Below are 19,966 nucleotides of genomic sequence, written 5' to 3'. Positions count from 1 at the left end.
CCCCAGTCAAGACAAAGCCCCGGGCGACAGAAGTCGGCCGGGGCTTTGCACTCAATTGCCGCTGGAGTTCAGCGCTTCGGTCAGCGCCGCTTCCACTTCGCTCGCGCTCACACGGACCGGCTTGCCGGCTTCGCGCTGACGCTTGCGTTCGCTGTGGTAGGCCAGGCCGGTACCGGCCGGGATCAGACGACCCACCACGACGTTTTCCTTCAGGCCACGCAGGTAGTCGCGCTTGCCAGTGACCGCCGCCTCGGTAAGAACGCGGGTGGTTTCCTGGAAGGACGCTGCGGAGATGAACGACTCGGTCGACAGCGAAGCCTTGGTGATACCCAGCAGGACGCGTTCGAACTTGGCGATGAAGCGATCTTCGGTCGCCAGACGCTCGTTCTCTTCCAGTACCTGAGTCAGCTCCATCTGGTCGCCCTTGATGAAGCTGGAGTCACCCGACTCGGCGATCTCGACCTTGCGCAGCATCTGACGCAGGATGGTCTCGATGTGCTTGTCGTTGATCTTCACGCCCTGGAGGCGGTACACGTCCTGGATCTCGTTGACGATGTACTTGGCCAGTGCGCTGACGCCCAGCAGACGCAGGATGTCGTGCGGGTTGCTCGGACCGTCGGAGATGACTTCGCCGCGGTTTACCTGTTCGCCTTCGAAGACGTTCAGATGTCGCCACTTCGGAATCAGCTCTTCGTAGGGATCGCTGCCGTCGGTCGGGGTGATGACCAGGCGACGCTTGCCCTTGGTTTCCTTGCCGAAGGAGATCGTGCCGCTGATTTCCGCCAGGATCGACGGCTCTTTCGGACGACGCGCTTCGAACAGGTCGGCAACACGCGGCAGACCACCGGTGATGTCGCGGGTTTTCGAAGTCTCTTGCGGGATACGGGCGATAACGTCACCCACGCCCACTTGAGCACCGTCGGCAACGCCAACCAGAGCGTTCGCCGGCAGGAAGTACTGGGCCGGTACGTCGGTACCCGGCAGCAGCAGCTCCTTGCCATTGGCGTCGACCAGCTTCACGGCCGGACGGATGTCCTTGCCGGCTGCCGGGCGATCCTTCGGATCCAGGACTTCGATGTTCGTCAGGCCGGTCAGTTCGTCGGTCTGACGCTTGATGGTGATGCCCTCCTCCATGCCGACGAAGGTAACGGTACCCTTCATTTCGGTCACGATCGGGTGGGTGTGCGGGTCCCACTTGGCGACGATGGCGCCCGGATCGACCTTGTCACCTTCCTTGACGCTGATGACAGCACCATAGGGCAGCTTGTAACGCTCGCGCTCGCGACCGAAGTCGTCGGCAACAGCCAGCTCGCCGGAACGGGAAACGGCAACCAGATGGCCGTTGAGGTTCTCGACGTGCTTCAGGTTGTGCAGGCGGATGGTACCGCCGTTCTTGACCTGGACGTTGTCGGCTGCGGAAGTACGGCTGGCCGCACCACCGATGTGGAAGGTACGCATGGTCAGCTGGGTACCCGGCTCACCGATGGACTGGGCGGCGATGACGCCGACCGCTTCACCGATGTTCACCTGGTGACCACGGGCCAGATCGCGGCCGTAGCACTTGGCGCAGATGCCGTAGCGGGTTTCGCAGCTGATCGGCGAACGCACGATCACTTCGTCGATGCTGGCGCGCTCGATGAACTCGACCCACTGCTCGTCGACCAGGGTACCGGCCGGAACGATGACCTCGTCGGAGCCCGGCTTGAACACGTCACGGGCGATCACTCGACCCAGTACACGCTCACCCAGGGGCTCGACCACGTCGCCGCCTTCGATGTGCGGAGTCATCAGCAGGCCCTGTTCGGTGCCGCAGTCGATCTCGGTCACGACCAGGTCCTGGGCCACGTCGACGAGACGACGGGTCAGGTAACCGGAGTTCGCGGTCTTCAGTGCGGTGTCCGCCAGACCTTTACGAGCACCGTGAGTGGAGATGAAGTACTGGAGTACGTTCAGGCCTTCACGGAAGTTCGCGGTGATGGGGGTCTCGATGATGGAGCCGTCCGGCTTGGCCATCAGGCCACGCATGCCGGCGAGCTGACGGATCTGTGCCGCGGAGCCCCGCGCACCGGAGTCAGCCATCATGTACATGGAGTTGAAGGACTCCTGATCGACTTCCTTGCCCTCGCGATCGACCACTTTCTCTTTCGAGAGGTTGGCCATCATCGCCTTGGACACTTCATCGTTCGCCTTGGACCAGAGGTCGATCACCTTGTTGTACTTCTCGCCCTGGGTTACCAGGCCGGAGGCGTACTGGGACTCAATCTCCTTCACTTCCTCGGTGGCCGCGTCGATGATGCGGGCCTTCTCGTCCGGGATCACGAAGTCGTTAACACCGATCGAGACACCGGAGATGGTGGAGTAGGCGAAGCCGGTGTACATCAGCTGGTCGGCGAAGATGACGGTGTCCTTGAGGCCAACCACGCGATAGCACTGGTTGATCAGCTTGGAGATCGCCTTCTTCTTCATCGGCTGGTTGACCACGTCGAACGCCAGGCCGGCCGGAACCACCTGGAACAGCAGCGCACGGCCGACAGTGGTGTCGACGATACGGGTGTTCTTGGTGATGGAGCCGTCCTTGTCCTTCACGGTCTCGTTGATGCGGACTTTCACGCGGGCGTGCAGGGACGCTTCGCCGGCGCGGAATACGCGGTCGACTTCCTGCAGGTCGGCGAATACGCGACCTTCACCCTTGGCGTTCACCGCCTCACGGGTCATGTAGTACAGACCCAGTACCACGTCCTGCGACGGCACGATGATCGGCTCGCCGTTGGCGGGGGACAGGATGTTGTTGGTGGACATCATCAGCGCGCGCGCTTCCAGCTGGGCCTCGAGGGTCAGCGGGACGTGAACGGCCATCTGGTCACCGTCGAAGTCGGCGTTGTACGCCGCGCAGACCAGCGGGTGCAGCTGGATGGCCTTGCCTTCGATGAGCACCGGCTCGAATGCCTGGATACCCAGACGGTGGAGGGTCGGTGCGCGGTTGAGCAGTACGGGGTGTTCACGGATGACTTCGGCGAGAACGTCCCAGACCTCGGGCAGCTCGCGCTCGACCATCTTCTTGGCCGCCTTGATGGTGGTGGCCATGCCGCGGGCTTCGAGCTTGCCGAAGATGAACGGCTTGAACAGCTCGAGGGCCATCTTCTTCGGCAGACCGCACTGGTGCAGACGCAGGGTCGGACCCACGGTGATCACGGAACGACCGGAGTAGTCCACGCGCTTACCGAGCAGGTTCTGACGGAAGCGACCTTGCTTACCCTTGATCATGTCGGCCAGGGACTTCAGCGGGCGCTTGTTCGAGCCGGTGATGGCGCGACCACGACGGCCGTTGTCCAGCAGAGCGTCGACAGCTTCCTGCAGCATGCGCTTTTCGTTGCGCACGATGATGTCCGGAGCGGCCAGGTCGAGCAGGCGCTTCAGGCGGTTGTTACGGTTGATCACGCGGCGATACAGATCGTTGAGATCGGAGGTCGCGAAGCGGCCGCCATCCAGCGGAACCAGCGGACGCAGGTCCGGCGGCAGCACCGGCAGGACGGTCAGCACCATCCACTCCGGATGGTTGCCGGAGCCCTGGAAGGCCTCCATCAGCTTCAGGCGCTTGGACAGCTTCTTGATCTTGGTTTCCGAGTTGGTCTGCGGAATCTCTTCGCGCAGGCGACCGATCTCGTGCTCCAGGTCGATGGCGTTCAGCAGCTCGCGAACGGCTTCGGCACCCATGCGGGCATCGAAGTCGTCGCCGAACTCTTCGAGGGCTTCGAAGTACTGCTCGTCGTTAAGCAGCTGGCCCTTTTCCAGGGTGGTCATGCCCGGATCGATCACCACGTAGCTCTCGAAATAGAGCACGCGTTCGATGTCACGCAGGGTCATGTCCAGCAGCAGGCCGATACGGGACGGCAGGGACTTCAGGAACCAGATGTGGGCGACCGGCGAAGCCAGCTCGATGTGACCCATGCGCTCACGGCGCACTTTGGCCAGGGCGACTTCGACACCGCACTTCTCGCAGATCACGCCGCGATGCTTGAGGCGCTTGTACTTACCGCACAGGCACTCATAGTCCTTCACCGGGCCGAAGATCTTGGCGCAGAACAGGCCATCGCGCTCCGGCTTGAAGGTACGGTAGTTGATGGTCTCCGGCTTCTTCACTTCACCGAAGGACCAGGAACGGATCATCTCGGGCGAGGCCAGGCCAATACGGATGGCATCGAACTCTTCGATTTGACCCTGGTTTTTCAACAGATTCAGCAAGTCTTTCAAGGCCTTTCCTCCTCACGGACCCGCTGCGACCGGCCTTGACCAGCCGCAGCGTATGGGCGTCTCGTGTTATTCGGTTTCCAGTTCGATGTCGATGCCGAGCGAGCGGATCTCTTTGATCAACACGTTGAAGGACTCGGGCATGCCGGCCTCCATGCGGTGATCCCCGTCCACGATGTTCTTGTACATCTTGGTACGGCCGTTCACGTCGTCCGACTTCACGGTCAGCATTTCCTGCAGGGTGTAGGCAGCGCCGTAGGCTTCCAGCGCCCAGACCTCCATCTCCCCGAAACGCTGGCCACCGAACTGCGCCTTGCCACCCAGCGGCTGCTGGGTAACCAGGCTGTAAGAGCCGGTGGAACGTGCGTGCATCTTGTCGTCGACCAGGTGGTTCAGCTTCAGCATGTACATGTAGCCGACGGTGGTCGGGCGCTCGAACATGTTGCCGGTACGACCGTCGAACAGGCGCATCTGACCACTTTCCGGCAGATCGGCCAGCTTCAGCATGGCCTTGATCTCGCGTTCCTTGGCACCGTCGAACACCGGGGTAGCCATCGGCACGCCAGCACGCAGGTTCTTGGCCAGGTCGAGGATTTCCTGGTCGCCCAGTTCGTCCAGGTTTTCCTGACGACCACCGATCTCGTTGTAGATCTCGTGGAGGAACTTGCGCAGCTCGGCGACCTTGCGCTGCTCTTCGAGCATGCGGTTGATCTTCTCGCCCAGGCCCTTGGCCGCGAGGCCCAGGTGGGTTTCGAGGATCTGGCCGACGTTCATACGCGACGGTACGCCCAGCGGGTTGAGGACGATGTCCACCGGGGTGCCATTGGCATCGTGGGGCATGTCTTCGACAGGCATGATCACGGAGACCACACCCTTGTTACCGTGGCGGCCCGCCATCTTGTCGCCCGGCTGGATGCGGCGCTTGATGGCCAGGTAGACCTTGACGATCTTCAGTACGCCCGGAGCCAGGTCATCGCCTTGCTGCAGCTTGCGCTTCTTGTCTTCGAACTTGTCGTCGAGCAGCTGGCGGCGGTCGGAGAGATAGGCCTGGGCCTTTTCCAACTGCTCGTTCAGTGCGTCGTCGGACATGCGCAGCTTGAACCACTGACCATGGTCGAGGCCGTCGAGGAAGGCGTCATCGATCTCGGCACCTTTCTTCAGGCCAGCGCCGCCTTCGGCCTTGGCACCGACCAGGGCGGAGCGCAGACGTTCGAAGGTAGCGCCCTCGACGATGCGGAACTCTTCGTTCAGGTCCTTGCGGATCTCGTCGAGCTGCATCTTCTCGATGGCCAGGGCACGGCTGTCGCGCTCCACGCCGTCACGGGTGAAGACCTGGACGTCGATGACGGTGCCCTTGGTACCGGTCGGCACGCGCAGGGAGGTGTCCTTAACATCGGAAGCCTTCTCACCGAAGATCGCGCGCAGCAGCTTCTCTTCCGGAGTCAGCTGGGTCTCGCCTTTCGGGGTGACCTTGCCGACCAGGATGTCGCCAGCACCGACTTCGGCACCCACGTAAACGATGCCCGCTTCGTCCAGCTTGTTCAGCGCCGCTTCACCCACGTTCGGGATGTCAGCGGTGATTTCTTCTGGGCCGAGCTTCGTGTCACGCGCCACACAGGTCAGTTCCTGGATGTGGATGGTGGTGAAGCGATCTTCCTGGACCACACGCTCGGAGAGGCAGATGGAGTCTTCGAAGTTGAAGCCGTTCCAGGGCATGAACGCAACGCGCATGTTCTGACCGAGAGCCAGTTCACCCATGTCGGTGGACGGACCGTCGGCGAGGATGTCGCTGCGGGAGACCTGGTCACCCTTCTGCACCAGCGGGCGCTGGTTGATGCAGGTGTTCTGGTTGGAACGGGTGTATTTGGTCAGGTTGTAGATGTCGACACCGGCTTCACCGGTTTCGACTTCGTCGTCATTGACGCGGACCACGATACGGCTGGCATCGACGGAATCGATCACGCCGCCACGACGGGCCACGACGCAGACGCCGGAGTCACGGGCGACGTTGCGCTCCATGCCGGTACCGACCAGGGGCTTGTCGGCACGCAGGGTCGGCACGGCCTGACGCTGCATGTTCGAACCCATGAGTGCACGGTTGGCGTCGTCGTGCTCGAGGAACGGGATCAGCGAGGCAGCAACGGAAACGACCTGCTTCGGCGAAACGTCCATGAGGGTGACGTCTTCCGGCGCCTTGACGGTGAACTCGTTCAGGTGACGTACGGCCACCAGCTCGTCGATCAGCTGGCCCTTCTCGTTCAGGGTCGCAGACGCCTGGGCGATGACGTGGTCGGCCTCTTCGATTGCGGAGAGGAAGACGATCTCGTCGGTCACCTGGGTGCCTTTTACAACGCGGTACGGGCTTTCCAGGAAGCCGTACTGGTTGGTGCGTGCATAGGTGGCAAGAGAGTTGATCAGACCGATGTTCGGACCTTCAGGGGTCTCGATCGGGCACACGCGGCCGTAGTGGGTCGGGTGTACGTCGCGGACTTCGAAGCCGGCGCGCTCACGGGTCAGACCACCTGGGCCGAGTGCGGAGACACGGCGCTTGTGGGTGATTTCGGAGAGCGGGTTGTTCTGGTCCATGAACTGCGAGAGCTGGCTGGAACCGAAGAATTCCTTGATCGCGGCAGCCACCGGCTTGGCGTTGATCAGGTCTTGCGGCATCAGGCCTTCGCTTTCGGCCATCGACAGACGCTCCTTGACCGCACGCTCGACGCGCACGAGACCGACACGGAACTGGTTCTCGGCCATCTCGCCGACGCAACGTACGCGACGGTTACCCAGGTGGTCGATGTCGTCGACGATACCCTTGCCGTTACGGATGTCGACCAGGGTCTTGAGGACCTCGACGATGTCTTCCTTGCTCAGCACGCCCGAACCTTCGATCTCGGTGCGACCGATACGACGGTTGAACTTCATGCGGCCGACGGCGGACAGGTCGTAACGTTCGGCGCTGAAGAACAGGTTGTTGAACAGGGTCTCGGCGGCTTCCTTGGTCGGCGGCTCACCGGGACGCATCATGCGGTAGATCTCGACCAGGGCTTCCAGCTGGTTGCCGGTGGAGTCGATCTTCAGGGTGTCGGAGATGAACGGACCGCAGTCGATGTCGTTGGTATACAGGGTCTCGATGCGAACGACCTGAGCCTTGGCGATCTTCACCAGGACGTCGGTGGTCAGCTCGGTGTTGCACTCGGCGATGATCTCGCCGGTGGCCGGATGCACGATCGCCTTGGCGGTGGTGCGGCCGAGAACGTAGTCCAGGGGGACTTCCAGTTCCTTGATGCCGGCCTTTTCCAACTGGTTGATGTGGCGCGCGGTGATGCGGCGGCCTTGCTCAACGATGACCTTGCCGTTCTCGTCCTTGATGTCGAACACGGCGATTTCGCCGCGCAGACGGTGAGGCACGAGCTCCAGGTGCAGGATCTCGCCTTTCACGTGGAAAACGTTGGTCGCATAGAAGGCATCGAGCACTTCTTCAGTGCTGTAGCCGAGCGCGCGCAACAGTACCGAAGCCGGCAGCTTGCGGCGACGGTCGATACGCACGAATACGCAGTCCTTCGGGTCGAACTCGAAGTCCAGCCAGGAGCCGCGGTAGGGGATGATGCGAGCGGAGTACAGCAGCTTGCCCGAGCTGTGGGTCTTGCCGCGGTCGTGGTCGAAGAACACGCCCGGAGACCGGTGCAGCTGGGAGACGATGACGCGCTCGGTACCGTTGATGATGAAGGTACCGTTCTCGGTCATCAGGGGGATTTCCCCCATGTAGACTTCCTGCTCCTTGATGTCCTTGATCGCCTTGTTCGACGACTCTTTGTCGAAAATGATCAGACGGACTTTGACTCGCAGCGGCACGGCGAAGGTTACGCCGCGCAGCACGCATTCCTTGACATCGAAAGCCGGCTCGCCCAGGCGATAGCCGACGTATTCCAGAGCGGCGTTACCGGAATAGCTGATAATCGGGAATACAGACTTGAAGGCCGCGTGCAGGCCGATATCACGAAACTGGTCCTTGCTCGCGCCCGCCTGCAGGAATTCGCGATACGAATCCAGCTGGATGGCCAGGAGGTAGGGTACATCCATGACGTCCGGCAACTTGCTAAAGTCTTTGCGGATACGTTTTTTCTCAGTGTATGAGTAAGCCATCAGCGTTCCCCAGCTTGGTCACCTGCTTGTTTGGCTCCCCCGACGGGAGTAGCCAGAAAATCGTGCAAACCCCTTGGTTTGCGCCACCTCTCGGGTGGTTTTTCACGTTCCGGTGGAGGCATGCGCCGGCCACCTAGAACGGAAAAAGGCCGGTGGCATAAGCCACCAGCCATCAGCCTCGCGCGAGTCGCTCGGGCTGTAGACGCAAAGTCGTCGCTTACTTGAGCTCGACTTTGGCGCCAGCTTCTTCCAGAGCCTTCTTGGCAGCTTCGGCTTCTTCTTTCGAAGCGCCTTCTTTGACAACGCCCGGGGCGCCGTCAACAACAGCCTTGGCTTCTTTCAGGCCCAGACCGGTCAGTTCGCGAACGACTTTGATGACGTTCACTTTCTTGTCGCCGGCTTCGGTCAGAACGATGTTGAACTCGGTTTGCTCTTCAGCAGCGGCAGCGGCAACAGCCGGGCCAGCAGCAACGGCAGCAGCGGCGGTAACGCCGAATTTCTCTTCCATTGCCTTGATCAGTTCAACAACTTGCATCACGGACATTTCGGATACGGCGTTGATGATGTCTTCGTTGGTCAGAGCCATGACTCTAATTCCTGTATAGATGGACGGCCTTTAACGGCCATCGAATTAAACGAGTTTACGTAGAAGAAGCAGCGCGCCTGGATCAGGCAGCAGCGCTTTCCTTCTGGTCGCGAATTGCCGCCAGGGTACGAGCCAGCTTGCTGGTAGCGCCTTGGATCACGCTCATCAGCTGCGATACGGCCTCGTCGTAGGTCGGCAGAGTTGCCAGTACGTCGATCTGGTTAGCTGCGATCAGCTTGCCTTCGAACGCGGCAGCCTTGATCTCGAACTTGTCCTGACCCTTCGAGAACTCCTTGAAGATACGAGCGGCAGCGCCCGGATGTTCGTTGGAGAACGCGATCAGGGTCGGGCCTTTGAACACGTCGCCGAGGACTTCGAAAGAAGTACCTTCAACGGCGCGACGAGCCAGGGTGTTACGCACGACTTTCACGTACACACCAGCCTCGCGGGCCTCTTTACGGAGTCCGGTCATGGCTCCCACGGTCACGCCACGGGCATCAGCCACGACAGCGGACAGGGCAGCTTTGGCAGCCTCGTTGACTTCAGCGACGATGGCCTTCTTGTCTTCGAGTTTAATTGCCACGGGTTCACTCCTGGATGTTACCGGTTCGTCCAGCCGGGGCCGGACGGCGTTTTGGTGTCTGATTCGGTAAACGAATCGGGAGCACCATCTGCGTAGGCTCGGGAAAGATTTCCCGGTTTGAGGCTTTCACCGCCTACGGTCTTGGATAGCCCCCGCCAGGCAGGGACCCCAATACCTGCGCAGCGGGCGTACCCGCTGCGACTTCATTTCTTAGGCTTCCAGGGAAGCCTGATCGATCTGCAGACCCGGGCCCATGGTGGTGCTCAGGGTCACGCGCTGAACGTACACACCCTTGGAGGTGGACGGCTTCAGGCGCTTCAGGTCAACCAGCAGAGCTTCGACGTTCTGCTTCAGTTTGACCGGCTCGAAATCGATCTTGCCAACGGAGGCGTGGATGATGCCGTTCTTGTCGGTACGGAAACGCACCTGACCAGCCTTGGCATTCTTCACAGCGGTGGCCACGTCCGGAGTCACGGTACCAACCTTCGGGTTCGGCATCAGGCCGCGCGGACCGAGGATCTGGCCCAGCTGACCGACAACACGCATCGCGTCGGGGGAGGCGATGACGACGTCATAGTTCAGGTCGCCGCCTTTCATTTCGGCAGCCAGCTCGTCCATGCCTACGCGGTCAGCGCCGGCAGCCAGAGCAGCTTCAGCGCCCGGACCCTGGGTGAAAACGGCAACGCGAACGCTTTTGCCGGTGCCGTTCGGCAGTACGGTAGCGCCACGTACGACCTGGTCGGATTTACGCGGATCAACGCCCAGGTTGATGGAGATATCAACGGACTCTTTGAACTTGATGGTCGACAGCTCAGCCAGCAGTTTGGCGGCGTCTTCGAAACCGTATTGTTTGCCGGCTTCGATTTTCTCGGCGATAGCCTTCTGGCGCTTGGTCAGCTTAGCCATTTACACACCCTCCACGTTCAGGCCCATGCTACGAGCGGAACCGGCGATGGTACGCACGGCCGCATCCAGGTCAGCTGCAGTCAGATCAGCCTGTTTTGCCTTGGCGATATCTTCCAGCTGAGCACGGGTAACGGTGCCGACTTTCTGGCTGTTCGGGCGAGCAGAGCCGCTGGTGATGCCAGCCGCTTTCTTCAGAAGCACGGAAGCCGGGGTGCTTTTGGTTTCGAAAGTGAAGCTGCGGTCGCTGTATACGGTGATGATCACGGGAGTCGGCAGACCGGGCTCCATGCCCTGGGTCTTGGCGTTGAACGCCTTGCAGAATTCCATGATGTTCACGCCATGCTGACCCAGAGCCGGGCCGACCGGCGGGGACGGGTTGGCTTGGGCAGCCTTCACTTGCAGCTTGATATAAGCCTGAATCTTCTTAGCCATCTATAACTCCAATTGCGGGTTCGAACGCCTTGAGGCTCCCCGTTTGCTTGCGCGTTTATCCCAGTGACGACAAAACCCCGCAACCATTGGCTGCGGGGTATGGGATGCCTATTTCAGCTATGCCTTCTCGACCTGGCTGAACTCCAGCTCCACCGGCGTGGAGCGGCCGAAGATGAGCACGGCGACCTGAATCCGGCTCTTCTCGTAGTTAACCTCTTCAACGACGCCATTGAAGTCCGCGAACGGCCCATCAATGACACGAACCGTTTCACCCGGCTCGAACAATGTCTTGGGCTTGGGCTTGTCGCCACTATCAGCGACGCGACGCAGGATCGCCTCAGCCTCTTTGTCGGTGATAGGCGCCGGCTTGTCGGCGGTACCACCAATGAAACCCATCACACGAGGAGTGTCCTTGACCAAGTGCCAAGTCCCCTCGTTCATTTCCATCTGAACAAGCACGTAACCAGGGAAGAACTTGCGCTCACTTTTGCGCTTCTGGCCATTCCGCATCTCCACCACCTCTTCGGTAGGGACCAGAATCTCGCCAAAACCATCTTCCATGCCGGCAAGCTTGACGCGCTCCACCAGCGAACGCATTACGTGCTTTTCATAACCGGAGTAGGCATGCACAACGTACCAACGCTTAGCCACGGCGCACCCTTAACCTACAATCATCGAAACAAGCCAACCGAGCAGGGAATCGAGCCCCCACAGCAGCAGCGCCATTACCAGAACAACAGCCACAACGATAAGCGTGGTCTGCGTGGTTTCCTGACGAGTCGGCCAAACGACCTTGCGGATCTCCGCACGCGCCTCTTTAGCCAGAACAAAGAATGCTTGCCCCTTGGCAGTCTGCAGCGCTACAAAGGCAGCACCCGCACCCAGAACAAGCAGAACAAGAACGCGATAGATGATCGGCTCAGCAGAAAAATACTGATTACCAACCACACCAACCGCGACGATAGCAGCCACAACGATCCACTTCAGAACGTCGAAGCGTGTTTCTTTGGCTTCAGCCTTGGCATTCATCAGCTAGGACCTTGTGAATATTTGCCAAACTTCCTTCTTGGAAATTTGGCAGGCCAGGAGGGAATCGAACCCCCAACCTGCGGTTTTGGAGACCGCCGCTCTGCCAATTGAGCTACTGGCCTGTAACGAAGTCAGGCCGACCATTATGCCGGCCTGACAGGGTTAGATCAACCGATTACTCGATGATCTTGGCAACCACGCCGGCGCCAACGGTACGGCCGCCTTCGCGAATCGCGAAACGCAGACCGTCTTCCATGGCGATCGGAGCGATCAGGGTGACAACCATCTTGATGTTGTCGCCCGGCATTACCATCTCAACGCCTTCCGGCAGTTCGCAGTTACCGGTCACGTCAGTGGTACGGAAGTAGAACTGCGGACGGTAGCCCTTGAAGAACGGGGTGTGACGACCACCTTCTTCCTTGGACAGAACGTACACTTCGCACTCGAACTTGGTGTGCGGCTTGATGGTGCCCGGCTTGGCCAGAACCTGGCCACGCTCTACGTCGTCACGCTTGGTGCCGCGCAGCAGGATACCAACGTTCTCACCAGCACGACCTTCGTCGAGCAGCTTGCGGAACATTTCAACGCCGGTGCAGATGGTCTTGCTGGTATCACGGATACCAACGATTTCCACTTCTTCCTGGACCTTGACGATACCGCGCTCAACACGACCGGTAACCACGGTGCCGCGGCCGGAGATGGAGAACACGTCTTCGATCGGCATCAGGAACGGCTGGTCGATGGCACGAACCGGCTCCGGAATGTAGGAGTCCAGGGTCTCTACCAGCTTGCGAACAGCGGAGACGCCGATTTCGTTGTCGTCCTTGCCTTCCAGCGCCATCAGCGCGGAACCGATAACGATCGGGGTGTCGTCGCCCGGGAAGTCGTAGGTGTTCAGCAGATCGCGAACTTCCATTTCGACCAGTTCCAGCAGCTCGGCGTCGTCAACCATGTCGGCCTTGTTCAGGAACACGACGATGTAGGGAACGCCTACCTGACGGGACAGCAGGATGTGCTCGCGAGTCTGCGGCATGGGGCCGTCAGCAGCGGAGCAAACCAGGATAGCGCCGTCCATCTGAGCAGCACCGGTGATCATGTTCTTCACGTAGTCAGCGTGACCGGGGCAGTCAACGTGAGCGTAGTGACGAACAGCGGAGTCGTACTCAACGTGGGAGGTGTTGATGGTGATACCGCGAGCTTTCTCTTCCGGCGCGTTGTCGATCTGGTCGAAAGCGCGAGCAGAACCACCCCAGGTCTCGGAGCAGACTTTGGTCAGAGCAGCAGTCAGGGTGGTCTTGCCATGGTCTACGTGACCAATGGTGCCGACGTTGACGTGCGGTTTGTTACGTTCGAATTTTTCTTTAGCCATCGAGAACGTCTCCCATCAAAGAATTGAGCGAGTCACGCCACCATTAAAACAAAGGCAGATATTCACATATCTGCCTTTGTTGAGATGGAGCTCATGAGCGGAATCGAACCGCTGACCTCACCCTTACCAAGGGTGTGCTCTACCAGCTGAGCTACATGAGCCAAACACATTGCATGAACATCAAACCTGGAGCGGGTAGCGGGAATCGAACCCGCATCATCAGCTTGGAAGGCTGAGGTTCTACCACTGAACTATACCCGCGGAGCCCGGTGCTCACGCTTGAATCTGGTGGAGGGAGAAGGATTCGAACCTTCGAAGTCTATGACGTCAGATTTACAGTCTGATCCCTTTGGCCGCTCGGGAATCCCTCCAATCGGGAGGCGGCATTTTCATTCTCTGCCACCCTACTGTCAAGCATTTTCTCATTTAAATCTTGAGGTTAGCTTACTTTGACAGCAGCTCCGCAGTTCTACTTTTTCAGCCTAGCTGCGAAGCGGGCGCCATTCTATTCAAACTATCTGGAGGATGCAACGTTTTCGCACGGCATTATTTTATGTTGGAGCCCAGCGAAGTCCCGAGCCAGCTCCCCAAGCAACGCATCATCAGCTAGACGTCGGCTTTCCGGGGCGATGCGAACCCAGAAATCTCGATGAGAGCGCGCAAGTTCTCGCATAGAAGGTTCATAACCCGCATCCTTCAAACGCGCCATCACGCTTTCAGCGGAGTCCATCCGTGGAAAAATCCCCAGCGAAATGCCGTTCTGCAAGTCACCCTGACTGATGATGTAGCTGTCTATTTTCCGCGCCTGAAGCTCTTTGAGTTGACGCAACGATGCCTGCCGCGATGCCAGCGGAGCGAGATAGACCCAATAATCCACTCCGGCAGCCGCATCGACCTCTTGAACCTGCCCCTGAATATCAAGCGCGACCAGACGCTGCTCAACCTCCCTTGCCTGGGCTTCCTGTTCAAAACTTCCAAGGTATAGGCATGCATTCTGCTCAGCCGTAGCCTGCTGCACCGATGACTCTTCATGCCTGGGCCTGGCGTCTTTCGACTCACTCAGTAGCCGGATGTCCTGCTGTCCCCCTCTATATAAAGAGAGCGTTTCCACTTCTTTAGCGCGCAGAGGCGCCTGCTGCTGATGCCACACGTAATAGAAAAGATTGAGAACCAGCAAAAGCAGAAACATCCAACGCATGACGAACCTCAAGGTAACGGGCAGGCAATCGCCAATCCAACGAACACAAGATCCGGAAGGACTTTGGCCTGGGGAAACTCATCCTTCACCAGAAAGGCATCTCCACCTGTCAGATAGAGCTCAAAGGAAGCTCCCAGCCAGTCTCTCGCTTGCACAACCTGGGTGTGCACAAAACCTTGCAACATCAACAGGCAGCCTCGCTCTACAGCCTCGACTGTTGAGCGCCCCGGCACCATTTGCTGCAGAGCTCGCTCTGCGGCGTCATCGCCATACCGGATACGTCGAGTATGCGTTCGCAACTGATTACGCATGAGCGGCATTCCTGGACAGATGAAGCCACCAAGATGTTCCCCCGCTCCAGAAACGAAGTCTGAGGTAACCGCCGTACCAAGATCCAGGACCAGACATGCACTATTCGACAGATGATAAGCCCCAAGAACAGCAAGCCATCGATCAAGCCCCAGACGCTGATAATCGTCATAGCCGTTGCGCACCCCAGCCATCTCCCTGGAAGGCTGAGCACAAGCAGATTCGATAGCAAAGGCCGCGCGCAATTTATCCATGAGCCGATGAGTTTCATCGTCGGTACGCACGCTTACGAGGCGACACCAGCTCAGCTCAATCTTGGATGTCGAGAGCACTGCGATCAGCTCATCCTCGGAACCTACGACACCTCCGGCAAGAACTCGCATCTCGGTAGTAGAGATCACGCGCCACTTGATGAAGCTGTTACCGCAATCAAGCTCAAGAATCATTACGCAACCTCAAACTGAGCTCTCCACCACTGAAAACCTTCTCGGAACCATCAACATCCATTCGCAGGGCACCACTATCGTCCACCCCCAGAATGACGCCATCGACACGCTGCTTGCCCGCAATTAGCGAGGCCTCTCGCCCGCGCCAGAGATGGTCAGCCTCCCACTCTGCCCGCAAGGCCTTGAAGCCCTCGCGATGACATTGCGCCAGACAGCAATTCAACTGCTCAAGAACATCTATGGCAAGCGCGGTTCGATCAAACAAACCACCACTTTCGAGGACAATGGAGGTCCAGGGCTGACTTATCTCCGCGTCAGCCCCACGCATATTGACGTTGATGCCGATACCAATAATGACACTGCAGATGTCTGCGGGATCCCCAATCAACTCCAGAAGAATTCCCGCTATCTTGCGGTCATTGACCAGAATATCGTTGGGCCACTTGAGCCCAAGACCAGAGAGCCCGCTCAAACGTATTGCTCGCAGGACAGCCAGCCCTACTACCAGGCTAAGGCCCTCTAGATGGCCCACGCCCCCCTCGACGCGCAAGCCCACGCTGCAGTAGAGATTCTGCCCATAGGGGCTGACCCATTCCCGACCGCGCCTGCCGCGACCGCCACTCTGATGCTCTGCCAGGACAGCAAAAGGAGTCTCGGCTCCAGCGGCGATACGTCGCATGACTTCAGCATTAGTGGAATCGACGGTTTCAACAACAGCACAGGAAAAGCCCGGCACGCCGTCATTCAGCCTTGCGGGATCAAGAAGACTCATGGGAGCTTCCAATCGGTAGCCCCTGCCACGCAGCTTATGAAACCGGACGTCGTAGTTCGCCTCGAGAGATTGCAATTGCTTCCAGACGGCACTTCGACTAACACCGAGCACCCGCCCCAACTCCTCACCGGAGTGAAACTGGCCGTCCTGTAGGAGCTTCAACAAGGTAAGCATGCGCGCACCGCCTCGGAATGAGGCACGCATCATAGCCATGCATGCTGGGATTGCATAGAAAAGTACAGATTGGAATAGACCATATAGTCGAAAAGATATTCGACAAATCTCGACGCTGCGGCCGATTTTCTTAGGCGCAAAGTCAAACCCCCGACCTTCTTGCGAAGATCGGGGGTTTGGTATAGGTGCTTGACGATGACCTACTCTCACATGGAGAAACTCCACACTACCATCGGCGATGCATCGTTTCACTACTGAGTTCGGGATGGGATCAGGTGGTTCCAACGCTCTATGGTCGTCAAGCAATTCGGTTGGGGTATCGTCTAGGACGCGACCCCGAATGGGTATGTGATAAGGCTTTGCAAGTTCTGGCCAATTTTCGGCTAAGTCGACTTCACCTTATAACAACAATCGTCAGATTGTTTGGGTGTTATATGGTCAAGCCTCACGGGCAATTAGTATTGGTTAGCTCAACGCCTCACAGCGCTTACACACCCAACCTATCAACGTCGTAGTCTTCGACGGCCCTTTAGGGGATTCAAGATCCCAGTGAGATCTCATCTTGAGGCGAGTTTCCCGCTTAGATGCTTTCAGCGGTTATCTCTTCCGAACGTAGCTACCCGGCAATGCCACTGGCGTGACAACCGGAACACCAGAGGTTCGTCCACTCCGGTCCTCTCGTACTAGGAGCAGCCCCTCTCAAATCTCAAACGTCCACGGCAGATAGGGACCGAACTGTCTCACGACGTTCTAAACCCAGCTCGCGTACCACTTTAAATGGCGAACAGCCATACCCTTGGGACCGGCTTCAGCCCCAGGATGTGATGAGCCGACATCGAGGTGCCAAACACCGCCGTCGATATGAACTCTTGGGCGGTATCAGCCTGTTATCCCCGGAGTACCTTTTATCCGTTGAGCGATGGCCCTTCCATACAGAACCACCGGATCACTAAGACCTACTTTCGTACCTGCTCGACGTGTCTGTCTCGCAGTCAAGCGCGCTTTTGCCTTTATACTCTACGACCGATTTCCGACCGGTCTGAGCGCACCTTCGTACTCCTCCGTTACTCTTTAGGAGGAGACCGCCCCAGTCAAACTGCCCACCATACACTGTCCTCGATCCGGATGACGGACCAGAGTTAGAACCTCAAGCATGCCAGGGTGGTATTTCAAGGATGGCTCCACGCAGACTGGCGTCCACGCTTCAAAGCCTCCCACCTATCCTACACAAGCAGGCTCAAAGTCCAGTGCAAAGCTACAGTAAAGGTTCACGGGGTCTTTCCGTCTAGCCGCGGATACACTGCATCTTCACAGCGATTTCAATTTCACTGAGTCTCGGGTGGAGACAGCGCCGCCATCGTTACGCCATTCGTGCAGGTCGGAACTTACCCGACAAGGAATTTCGCTACCTTAGGACCGTTATAGTTACGGCCGCCGTTTACCGGGGCTTCGATCAAGAGCTTCGCTTGCGCTAACCCCATCAATTAACCTTCCGGCACCGGGCAGGCGTCACACCCTATACGTCCACTTTCGTGTTTGCAGAGTGCTGTGTTTTTAATAAACAGTCGCAGCGGCCTGGTATCTTCGACCGGCATGGGCTTACGGAGCAAGTCCTTCACCCTCACCGGCGCACCTTCTCCCGAAGTTACGGTGCCATTTTGCCTAGTTCCTTCACCCGAGTTCTCTCAAGCGCCTTGGTATTCTCTACCCAACCACCTGTGTCGGTTTGGGGTACGGTTCCTAGTTACCTGAAGCTTAGAAGCTTTTCCTGGAAGCATGGCATCAACCACTTCATCGTCTAAAAGACGACTCGTCATCAGCTCTCAGCATTAAGCGCCCGGATTTACCTAAGCACTCTGCCTACCACCTTAAACTTGGACAACCAACGCCAAGCTGGCCTAGCCTTCTCCGTCCCTCCATCGCAGTAACTAGAAGTACAGGAATATTAACCTGTTTCCCATCGACTACGCTCTTCAGCCTCGCCTTAGGGACCGACTAACCCTGCGTCGATTAACGTTGCGCAGGAACCCTTGGTCTTTCGGCGTGCGAGTTTTTCACTCGCATTGTCGTTACTCATGTCAGCATTCGCACTTCTGATACCTCCAGCAAGCTTCTCAACTCACCTTCACAGGCTTACAGAACGCTCCTCTACCGCATCACTTACGTGATACCCGTAGCTTCGGTGTATGGTTTGAGCCCCGTTACATCTTCCGCGCAGGCCGACTCGACTAGTGAGCTATTACGCTTTCTTTAAAGGGTGGCTGCTTCTAAGCCAACCTCCTAGCTGTCTAAGCCTTCCCACATCGTTTCCCACTTAACCATAACTTTGGGACCTTAGCTGACGGTCTGGGTTGTTTCCCTTTTCACGACGGACGTTAGCACCCGCCGTGTGTCTCCCATGCTCGGCACTTGTAGGTATTCGGAGTTTGCATCGGTTTGGTAAGTCGGGATGACCCCCTAGCCGAAACAGTGCTCTACCCCCTACAGTGATACATGAGGCGCTACCTAAATAGCTTTCGAGGAGAACCAGCTATCTCCGAGCTTGATTAGCCTTTCACTCCGATCCACAGGTCATCCGCTAACTTTTCAACGGTAGTCGGTTCGGTCCTCCAGTCAGTGTTACCTAACCTTCAACCTGCCCATGGATAGATCGCCCGGTTTCGGGTCTATTCCCAGCGACTAGACGCCCTATTAAGACTCGCTTTCGCTACGCCTCCCCTATTCGGTTAAGCTCGCCACTGAAAATAAGTCGCTGACCCATTATACAAAAGGTACGCAGTCACCCAACAAAGTGGGCTCCCACTGCTTGTACGCATACGGTTTCAGGTTCTATTTCACTCCCCTCTCCGGGGTTCTTTTCGCCTTTCCCTCACGGTACTGGTTCACTATCGGTCAGTCAGTAGTATTTAGCCTTGGAGGATGGTCCCCCCATATTCAGACAAAGTTTCTCGTGCTCCGTCCTACTCGATTTCACTTCTAAGATCCTTTCGCGTACAGGGCTATCACCCACTATGGCCGCACTTTCCAGAGCGTTCCGCTAAAATCAAAGAAGCTTAAGGGCTAGTCCCCGTTCGCTCGCCACTACTAAGGGAATCTCGGTTGATTTCTGTTCCTCAGGGTACTTAGATGTTTCAGTTCCCCTGGTTCGCCTCTTGCACCTATGGATTCAGTACAAGATACCTAGGTTATCCTAGGTGGGTTCCCCCATTCAGAGATCTCCGGATCAAAGTCTGTTTGCCGACTCCCCGAAGCTTATCGCAGGCTACCACGTCTTTCATCGCCTCTGACTGCCAAGGCATCCACCGTATGCGCTTCTTCACTTGACCATATAACCCCAAGCAATCTGGTTATTGTCTCTAACGTGAAGACGACATTCGCCGAAAATTCGCGCTTGAACTCGCAAATTTTACCTTGACTTGATTAATCACCAGTGAAAGAGATTAATCAGTCTACTTCTATCACATACCCAAATTTTTAAAGAACGGTTCTGGCGCAAAGACCAGAAATCAATGCCATTCTCAAGGCACTCATTTCTGAGCTTTCAGCGATTTCAGAGTGGATGGTGGAGCCAAGGAGGATCGAACTCCTGACCTCCTGCGTGCAAAGCAGGCGCTCTCCCAGCTGAGCTATGGCCCCTCGAAGACCTGCCACGCCCATGACAATTGGTGGGTCTGGGCAGATTCGAACTGCCGACCTCACCCTTATCAGGGGTGCGCTCTAACCAACTGAGCTACAGACCCAATCGTCTTACTCTCGGGTCTAACAACCCAA

At 57.9% G+C, this 19,966-nt stretch carries 12 protein-coding genes, 6 tRNA genes and 2 rRNA genes; all 20 read right to left on the bottom strand.

What is annotated here, in order from left to right; all coding sequences use genetic code 11:
- Nucleotides 1-51: 51 nt before the first annotated feature.
- The 20 genes from rpoC to HSX14_RS03925 all read right to left on the bottom strand — a co-directional run bounded on the left by rpoC (nucleotide 52) and on the right by HSX14_RS03925 (nucleotide 19,935).
- The gene (rpoC, locus tag HSX14_RS04020) at nucleotides 52-4,251 is read right to left on the bottom strand and encodes a DNA-directed RNA polymerase subunit beta' (RefSeq protein WP_111261962.1); all 4,200 of its coding nucleotides are present in this window, start codon (nucleotides 4,249-4,251) and stop codon (nucleotides 52-54) included.
- 66 nt (nucleotides 4,252-4,317) lie between these two features.
- On the bottom strand, nucleotides 4,318-8,391 hold the full coding sequence (gene rpoB, locus HSX14_RS04015; RefSeq protein ID WP_173180336.1) for a DNA-directed RNA polymerase subunit beta: 4,074 nt from the start codon (nucleotides 8,389-8,391) through the stop codon (nucleotides 4,318-4,320).
- Between the two features lie 217 nt (nucleotides 8,392-8,608).
- Nucleotides 8,609-8,977 (bottom strand): 50S ribosomal protein L7/L12, encoded by a 369-nt coding sequence (rplL, locus tag HSX14_RS04010; RefSeq protein WP_111261964.1) that lies wholly within the window; start codon nucleotides 8,975-8,977, stop codon nucleotides 8,609-8,611.
- A gap of 82 nt (nucleotides 8,978-9,059) precedes the next feature.
- A complete protein-coding gene (gene rplJ / locus HSX14_RS04005; protein ID WP_021217010.1) occupies nucleotides 9,060-9,560 on the bottom strand; it encodes a 50S ribosomal protein L10 in 501 nt (166 codons plus the stop codon).
- 210 nt (nucleotides 9,561-9,770) lie between these two features.
- Nucleotides 9,771-10,466: a 50S ribosomal protein L1 gene (gene rplA, locus HSX14_RS04000; protein WP_111261965.1), complete on the bottom strand. Its 696-nt coding sequence runs from the start codon at nucleotides 10,464-10,466 to the stop codon at nucleotides 9,771-9,773.
- Nucleotides 10,467-10,898 (bottom strand): 50S ribosomal protein L11, encoded by a 432-nt coding sequence (rplK, locus tag HSX14_RS03995; RefSeq protein ID WP_173180337.1) that lies wholly within the window; start codon nucleotides 10,896-10,898, stop codon nucleotides 10,467-10,469.
- Between the two features lie 117 nt (nucleotides 10,899-11,015).
- The gene (gene nusG, locus HSX14_RS03990) at nucleotides 11,016-11,549 is read right to left on the bottom strand and encodes a transcription termination/antitermination protein NusG (RefSeq protein WP_111261967.1); all 534 of its coding nucleotides are present in this window, start codon (nucleotides 11,547-11,549) and stop codon (nucleotides 11,016-11,018) included.
- A gap of 9 nt (nucleotides 11,550-11,558) precedes the next feature.
- Nucleotides 11,559-11,927, bottom strand: coding sequence for a preprotein translocase subunit SecE (gene secE, locus HSX14_RS03985; RefSeq protein ID WP_021217006.1), 369 nt, complete (start codon nucleotides 11,925-11,927; stop codon nucleotides 11,559-11,561).
- Between the two features lie 46 nt (nucleotides 11,928-11,973).
- Nucleotides 11,974-12,049: transfer RNA gene (locus HSX14_RS03980), tRNA-Trp, on the bottom strand.
- A gap of 53 nt (nucleotides 12,050-12,102) precedes the next feature.
- Nucleotides 12,103-13,296 (bottom strand): elongation factor Tu, encoded by a 1,194-nt coding sequence (gene tuf / locus HSX14_RS03975; protein WP_175384238.1) that lies wholly within the window; start codon nucleotides 13,294-13,296, stop codon nucleotides 12,103-12,105.
- 85 nt (nucleotides 13,297-13,381) lie between these two features.
- A tRNA-Thr gene (locus tag HSX14_RS03970) sits at nucleotides 13,382-13,457 on the bottom strand.
- A 26-nt stretch (nucleotides 13,458-13,483) separates the two neighbouring features.
- Nucleotides 13,484-13,557 (bottom strand) — tRNA-Gly (locus HSX14_RS03965).
- 25 nt (nucleotides 13,558-13,582) lie between these two features.
- Nucleotides 13,583-13,667: transfer RNA gene (locus HSX14_RS03960), tRNA-Tyr, on the bottom strand.
- A gap of 143 nt (nucleotides 13,668-13,810) precedes the next feature.
- A complete protein-coding gene (locus HSX14_RS03955; protein ID WP_173180439.1) occupies nucleotides 13,811-14,494 on the bottom strand; it encodes an SPOR domain-containing protein in 684 nt (227 codons plus the stop codon).
- A gap of 8 nt (nucleotides 14,495-14,502) precedes the next feature.
- The gene (locus tag HSX14_RS03950; protein WP_173180440.1) at nucleotides 14,503-15,249 is read right to left on the bottom strand and encodes a pantothenate kinase; all 747 of its coding nucleotides are present in this window, start codon (nucleotides 15,247-15,249) and stop codon (nucleotides 14,503-14,505) included.
- Nucleotides 15,239-16,195 carry a bifunctional biotin--[acetyl-CoA-carboxylase] ligase/biotin operon repressor BirA gene (gene birA / locus HSX14_RS03945; RefSeq protein WP_173180441.1) on the bottom strand — a complete coding sequence of 319 codons (957 nt, stop codon included), beginning with the start codon at nucleotides 16,193-16,195 and terminating at the stop codon, nucleotides 15,239-15,241. The genes HSX14_RS03950 and birA overlap by 11 nt, the downstream gene beginning before the upstream one ends.
- Before the next feature lie 187 nt (nucleotides 16,196-16,382).
- Nucleotides 16,383-16,498: ribosomal RNA gene (rrf, locus tag HSX14_RS03940) — 5S ribosomal RNA — on the bottom strand.
- A gap of 131 nt (nucleotides 16,499-16,629) precedes the next feature.
- A 23S ribosomal RNA gene (locus HSX14_RS03935) occupies nucleotides 16,630-19,521 on the bottom strand.
- 234 nt (nucleotides 19,522-19,755) lie between these two features.
- Nucleotides 19,756-19,831: transfer RNA gene (locus HSX14_RS03930), tRNA-Ala, on the bottom strand.
- A 27-nt stretch (nucleotides 19,832-19,858) separates the two neighbouring features.
- A tRNA-Ile gene (locus tag HSX14_RS03925) sits at nucleotides 19,859-19,935 on the bottom strand.
- Between the last annotated feature and the right edge of the window lie 31 nt (nucleotides 19,936-19,966).

Source organism: Pseudomonas tohonis (assembly GCF_012767755.2).
Lineage (GTDB): Bacteria > Pseudomonadota > Gammaproteobacteria > Pseudomonadales > Pseudomonadaceae > Metapseudomonas > Metapseudomonas tohonis.
The sequence above is the reverse complement of the archived record's forward strand: the minus strand, read 5'-3'. Positions and strand labels throughout refer to the sequence as shown.

Coding starts and splice junctions, on each gene's coding strand:
- HSX14_RS03955 (WP_173180439.1), bottom strand. CDS start 14,494: ATGCGTTGGATGTTTCTGCTTTTGCTGGTTCTCAATCTTTTCTATTAC.
- rplK (WP_173180337.1), bottom strand. CDS start 10,898: ATGGCTAAGAAGATTCAGGCTTATATCAAGCTGCAAGTGAAGGCTGCC.
- secE (WP_021217006.1), bottom strand. CDS start 11,927: ATGAATGCCAAGGCTGAAGCCAAAGAAACACGCTTCGACGTTCTGAAG.
- rplL (WP_111261964.1), bottom strand. CDS start 8,977: ATGGCTCTGACCAACGAAGACATCATCAACGCCGTATCCGAAATGTCC.
- HSX14_RS03950 (WP_173180440.1), bottom strand. CDS start 15,249: ATGATTCTTGAGCTTGATTGCGGTAACAGCTTCATCAAGTGGCGCGTG.
- tuf (WP_175384238.1), bottom strand. CDS start 13,296: ATGGCTAAAGAAAAATTCGAACGTAACAAACCGCACGTCAACGTCGGC.
- rplA (WP_111261965.1), bottom strand. CDS start 10,466: ATGGCTAAGCTGACCAAGCGCCAGAAGGCTATCGCCGAGAAAATCGAA.
- birA (WP_173180441.1), bottom strand. CDS start 16,195: ATGCTTACCTTGTTGAAGCTCCTACAGGACGGCCAGTTTCACTCCGGT.
- rpoB (WP_173180336.1), bottom strand. CDS start 8,391: ATGGCTTACTCATACACTGAGAAAAAACGTATCCGCAAAGACTTTAGC.